This window comes from Chamaesiphon sp. OTE_20_metabat_361 (assembly GCF_031364565.1).
The window spans coordinates 1-5,937 of record NZ_JANLWO010000715.1 but is presented as its reverse complement, the minus strand read 5'-3'; the positions used below and the strand labels follow the sequence as shown (position 1 = coordinate 5,937).

Below are 5,937 nucleotides of genomic sequence, written 5' to 3'. Positions count from 1 at the left end.
AGGGGAGCCAGAGCCGGAGGCGAGGGCGGGACTGAAGAGCAAATCATACCTTAAATCAGCAACGCCAGAAAGTTTTCCCGTTTACCTTTTACTGTGCGCTCAAACTGCTTATCGACGATCGGAAATTAGATTTCGCATCTTTGCTAATATATGACTCCCAATTCCGCTAAACCACAAGCAAACATTGAAGGTTCTCGCGAACGCCGCCAGACTCCCAAAGCTTCGCTGCAAGGGCTATATCAACGCGCCGTCCGCGATGCTTTTATCAAACTCGATCCGCGTACCGCCGTCGGTAATCCCGTGATGTTCATCGTCTGGGTAGGCACGATCGTCACCTTGCTAGTGACGATCGATCCGAACTTATTCGGCACAGTCAAAGCCGATCTCGGTCAACAGCGGCTGCTGAATGGCTTAATTACGTTCATTTTATTTTTCACAGTCATATTTGCCAACTTTGCCGAAGCCGTCGCCGAAGGGCGCGGTAAGGCTCAAGCCGACTCCCTACGATCGAGTCGTGCCGATACCCCCGCTCGCAAAGTCTTACCCGATGGGACGATTGGGGAAGTGAGTTCTACCGCACTCCGCAAAGGCGATCTCGTCAAAGTCTCCATCGGCGAGATGATTCCCGCCGATGGTGAAGTCACCGCCGGGGTAGCTTCTGTAGATGAATCAGCAATTACGGGGGAATCCGCGCCAGTATTAAAACAACCCGGTACTGACATCGCCAGCTCCGTCACAGGCGGCACGCGCGTCGTATCCGACGAATTGACGATTAGGATTACTGCCGATCCCGGACAAGGCTTCATCGATCGGATGATCGCCCTCGTCGAAGGTGCCAAACGCGCCAAAACCCCCAACGAAATTGCCCTGACGGTATTTCTCGCCGTCCTCACCCAAGTATTCTTAATTGTCGTCGCGACTCTCTCCCCACTCGCCAACTACGTCAATACCCCCATTACGATCGCGATTCTCATCTCGCTCTTAGTCGCCCTAATTCCCACTACTATCGGCGGACTACTCAGCGCGATCGGCATTGCCGGGATGAATCGCGTCTCCCAATTTAACGTCATCGCCACCTCTGGACGGGCTGTAGAAGCCTGTGGCGACGTAAATACCTTGATTCTCGACAAAACCGGGACGATCACCCTGGGCAACCGTTTAGCCGATGAATTTATTCCCGTCAACGGTCATTCCCTGACTGAAGTTGCCGCCATTGCCCTGGCTGGGAGCTTATTTGACGAAACCCCCGAAGGTAAATCGATCGTCCAACTCGCCGAAAAATTGGGCGCGACACTCATGTTCGATCGTACCCGCGCTGAAGGGATTGAATTCTCCGCCCGTACCCGGATGAGCGGTACCGATTTTCCCGACGGGATTGAAGTTCGTAAAGGCGCGATCGATGCCATTCGCGGCTTCGTCCGATCGCGCGGTGGCAACATTCCCGACGAATTCGATGCCGCTTACGAGCGCGTCTCCAAACTCGGCGGTACCCCCTTGGGAATCTGTCAAAATGGGGACTTATACGGCGTAATTTATCTCAAAGATATCGTCAAACCCGGACTCAAAGAACGATTCGACCAACTCCGCCGCATGGGTGTCCGCACCATCATGCTTACTGGCGACAACCGAATTACCGCCTCCGTCATCGCTCAAGAAGCAGGCGTCGATGACTTCATCGCCGAAGCCACCCCCGAAGACAAAATCGATGTCATCAAGCGCGAACAGTCCCAGGGTAAACTCGTCGCCATGACTGGAGACGGCACCAACGATGCCCCCGCCCTCGCCCAAGCCAACGTCGGCGTCGCGATGAACTCCGGCACCCAAGCCGCCAAAGAAGCCGCCAACATGGTCGATCTCGACTCCGATCCCACCAAACTAATCGATCTAGTCGCGATCGGCAAACAACTTCTCATCACCCGTGGTGCCCTGACTACATTCTCGATCGCCAATGACATCGCCAAATACTTCGCGATTATCCCCACGATCTTCGCCGCCGCTGGCATCGGCTCGCTCAATATTATGGGACTCAAAAGCCCCCAGTCAGCCATCCTCGCCGCCCTAATCTACAACGCTCTCATCATCCCCGCCCTGATTCCGCTTGCCCTCAACGGCGTCAAATTTCGCCCCCTCACCGCCGACCAACTGCTTCAACGCAATATCCTCATTTACGGCTTAGGCGGTGTCATCGCCCCCTTTATCGCCATCAAAATCATCGATGTCCTGCTCCCCTTCTCCTAACCAATTATGAATCGCAGCATCATTTCCGCAGAGCTAGCCCAGCTCTGGCAAGCCTGGAGTCGCCGCAAATATCCCACCTATTTGTTCCTCTCCCTCTGCTTCAACGTCGTCCTCGCCTCCGCCGCCTTCGCCGCCACAGGCGACACCTTCTCCCGCCCCCAAATCTACGCCCTGTGCATCTTAGGCTTAGGTACGGTAGCTCTGTCGGCATATCTATTTGTTGTCATGTTTCAACCAGAAAGATTTTAGAGGAGATGGGAGATGGTAGATGGGAGATGGGGGATGGGGGATGGGAGATGGGAGTGAGCATGTTGGGTTTCATTCTTCTGCTTGGTGCGCTAAACCGTCGGGAAACCCGACGAGCGCGCATCCGCAACCCAACCTACAGATCTACAAAGCTCACCACGCTAGCACACAGATCGAACCATACGCAGGAGAGTTTGAGAGGCGGCGTCCCGCCTTTCAACGGGGGGGCCGGGGGTCGGAACCCCCAGATCCGGGTTCTGCCTCCGCCAGAAAAATCGAAACCCACTAATATCTAACATTTGCCGCCCCGCTTCCTACCCACAACCCACTAACATCCAACATTTACCGCCCCGCCTCAAACCCACAACCCACTAACATCTAACATTTGCCGCCCCGCCTCAAACCCACAACCCACTAATATCTGACATTTACCGCTCCGCCTCATACCCACAACCTCCAAATTTCACCCCACCAAACCCCCATAAACAACCATGAATCCCGCCCGCGAAATCGGTAAAGCCATCCGCGCCACCCTCGTCCTCTGGCTCCTCGTCGCCGTCATCTACCCCTTCGCCATGCTCGCTATCTCCCAAGTAGCCTTCTCCGCCCAAGCCAATGGCAGCCTCCTCCCCAACGCCCAGGGTCAGATCGTCGGCTCCGCCCTCATCGGACAAACCTTCACTAGCGATCGCTATTTCAACAGTCGCCCCAGCAGCACCAGTTACAGCACCGCCAACCCGAAACAAGACACCGCAGGCATCCTCAAAACCGGAATATCTGGAGCCAGCAACCTCGCCCCCAGCAACCCCGCATTACTCGATCGCATCAACGGCAAAACCGACCCCGATCCTAAAAAAGCGATCTCCGGCGACCTCCCCAGACTCAAGCAAGCAGGCATCAAACCCACCGCCGACCTCCTCTACACCTCCGGCTCTAGTCTCGACCCTCACATCACCCCTGAAGCCGCCACAGCGCAAGTTCAACGCGTCGCTAGTGCCCGCAAAGTTACAGCCGATCGCATCCAAGCCCTCATCGCCCAAAATACCGACGATCGCTTCCTCGGCATCTTCGGCGAACCCGGCGTAAACGTGCTCAAACTCAACCTCGCCCTAGATGCGTTAAGTTAATCCTATGCCTAAAGCCTAAAGCCCAAAGCCTAAAGCCTAAACCCATGCAAATCTACCGTCGCGGCAAACACAAAATTTTTATCGGGATGAGTCCAGGTGTCGGTAAAACTTATCGAATGCTCGAAGAAGGACATCGACTGCGTGCCGAAGGCATCGATGTCGTCATCGGCTTACTGGAAACTCACAACCGTGCGGAAACTAAGGCTAAAGCGATCGGACTCGAACAAGTTGCCCGCAAACAAATCACTTGGCAAGATACTACGCTCACGGAGATGGACGTACCAGCGATCCTCCATCGCCAACCGCAACTAGTTCTAGTAGACGAACTCGCCCATACTAATATTCCTAGTTCCGAGCATGAAAAACGCTACCAAGATGTCGAACAGATTCTCGTCGCTGGTATCGATGTCTATTCCACCGTGAATATCCAACATCTCGAAAGCCTCAACGATACCGTGGCACAGCTAACTGGAATTGTCGTGCGCGAACGCATTCCCGATCGAATTCTTGAAACCGCTGATGAAGTCGTCGTCGTCGATGTCACGCCGGAAACCCTGCAAGAACGCCTTCGCGACGGCAAAATTTACGCCCCGGAAAAGATCGACAGTTCTCTCAATAATTTCTTCCAGCGGCGTAATTTAGCAGCATTGCGAGAGTTAGCACTACGGGAAGTCGCAGACAACATCGAGGATACTCAGCAATCCAAGGGCGATGCCCTCGTACCCGCGACTTGCAACATTCACGAACGAGTACTGGTATGTATCTCGACATATCCCAATACCGTGCAACTCCTCCGGCGGGGGGCGCGGGTTGCCAACTACATGCACGCTCGATTCTATGTACTATATGTCAACGAACCCGATCGATTTCTGACTAAAGCTGAGAGCCTGCATATCGCTACCTGCGAACGGCTCTGTCAAGAATTTGGCGGTGAGTTTATTCAAGTGCGCGAATACAATATCATCAAAGCGATCGCCCAAACCGCCCAACAGTACCGAATCACCCAAATAGTCATGGGTGAAAGTCAAAAATCGCGGTGGCAGATCTTCTGGAAAGGTTCGCTGACTCAACAGATCCTGCGACTACTCAAAAATGTCGATATCCATATCATTTCAACTAGTAGATCTGCTGACGAGGAGCGAGTCAAGTCCTAACTGATAAATCGCTCCTGCAATTCTGGAGTCGGTACCATACAAGTATCGCGCCGTCCAAATAACACAAATCGCTGCCGCGCAAACTCAGTATACGCCCAATCTCTTAACGGCTGCGGCATCGCTGTAAAATTAGCTAAATATTGCCAACCACCATCTAATTTCGACAGTACCGCCAACACCGCATCACTTTTCGTCAAAACGCGATCGCCATCTACTAGCATCAACGTTTGAATATCGATCGGATCTAAGCCATGCTGACGATAGAGCCGTTGTCCCAATTCGGACTGAATCGCTGCAAACTGAAAAATCTTGTGTCGATCGATCTCGATAACCATCTGCACGGCAGTATTACAAAAGTTGCAGACACCATCGAATAAAATTAGGTTCTGATACATAAAGCTGACATTCGAGTCATTAAAAGTTTAAACATATCTATTATTACCTGGAAGTCTCGATCGGTTCCTGGCGACAGACAGCAACCCAACGAATCGCAAATTTAGCGATCGTCCCGCGATAAGAAGATCCTTCACCTCTGTAAAATAGGAAAGTTGCTACCTATTGAAAGTGATGACTGTAGACGCGATTAAATTTGGGACAGATGGCTGGCGGGGTGTAATCGGTGCAGAGTTTACATTCGATCGACTGTTGATGGTTGCGCCGATTGCGGCGGCGGTGTTGGCGGATACTTATGGAGCCAAGACGGGCAATCGGCTGATAGTCGTCGGATTCGATCGCAGATTCATGGCGGAAACCTTTGCCAAACGGATGGCTGAGGCGGTGCGATTGGCGGGATTTGATGTCATCCTCAGCGATACTTATGCACCGACGCCAGCATTTAGCTGGGCTGCACACAGTCAAAATGCGCTAGGTGCCTTGGTAATTACCGCCAGTCACAATCCGGGTGATTATTTAGGTTTGAAGGTGAAGGGCAATTTTGGGGGTTCGGTACCGCCAGAAATGACGCAGCAAATCGAGGCGAGGTTAGGCGAAACGATTTCAGTCAGTCAGCCGGGAACCTTAACAACTTTCGATCCGTGGGCGAGCTATTGTCAGGAGTTGCGGGGAAAAGTCGATCTCGCGAGCATTCAACAAGCGATCGCGTCTAGTAAATTGACTGTATTTGCCGATGTGATGAATGGTGCGGCGAGTACTGGTTTAGGTAGATTATTAGG

5 protein-coding genes and 1 pseudogene are annotated in these 5,937 nt (G+C 52.8%); 5 read left to right on the top strand and 1 reads right to left on the bottom strand.

Going from position 1 to position 5,937, the window contains the following annotated elements:
- The first annotated feature begins 150 nt into the window (after positions 1-150).
- From kdpB to RMO35_RS20215, 4 genes are all read left to right on the top strand, one after another.
- Entirely contained in the window at positions 151-2,238 is a 2,088-nt protein-coding gene (kdpB, locus tag RMO35_RS20230; RefSeq protein WP_309743624.1) for a potassium-transporting ATPase subunit KdpB, read from the top strand.
- A gap of 6 nt (positions 2,239-2,244) precedes the next feature.
- Positions 2,245-2,487 (top strand): potassium-transporting ATPase subunit F, encoded by a 243-nt coding sequence (locus tag RMO35_RS20225; RefSeq protein WP_309743621.1) that lies wholly within the window; start codon positions 2,245-2,247, stop codon positions 2,485-2,487.
- A gap of 488 nt (positions 2,488-2,975) precedes the next feature.
- Complete coding sequence (gene kdpC, locus RMO35_RS20220; RefSeq protein ID WP_309743619.1) at positions 2,976-3,611, top strand: K(+)-transporting ATPase subunit C; 636 nt, start codon at positions 2,976-2,978, stop codon at positions 3,609-3,611.
- Positions 3,612-3,655: 44 nt separating this feature from the next.
- Positions 3,656-4,765 (top strand): sensor histidine kinase KdpD, encoded by a 1,110-nt coding sequence (locus RMO35_RS20215; RefSeq protein ID WP_309743617.1) that lies wholly within the window; start codon positions 3,656-3,658, stop codon positions 4,763-4,765.
- Here RMO35_RS20215 and RMO35_RS20210 read toward each other — a convergent pair.
- Positions 4,762-5,160 (bottom strand): thiol-disulfide oxidoreductase DCC family protein, encoded by a 399-nt coding sequence (locus RMO35_RS20210; protein WP_309743615.1) that lies wholly within the window; start codon positions 5,158-5,160, stop codon positions 4,762-4,764. The two genes, RMO35_RS20215 and RMO35_RS20210, sit on opposite strands and share 4 nt — an antisense overlap.
- Before the next feature lie 172 nt (positions 5,161-5,332).
- Here RMO35_RS20210 and RMO35_RS20205 point away from each other — a divergent pair.
- Positions 5,333-5,937: pseudogene (locus RMO35_RS20205) on the top strand (phosphoglucomutase/phosphomannomutase family protein); the annotation flags it as partial.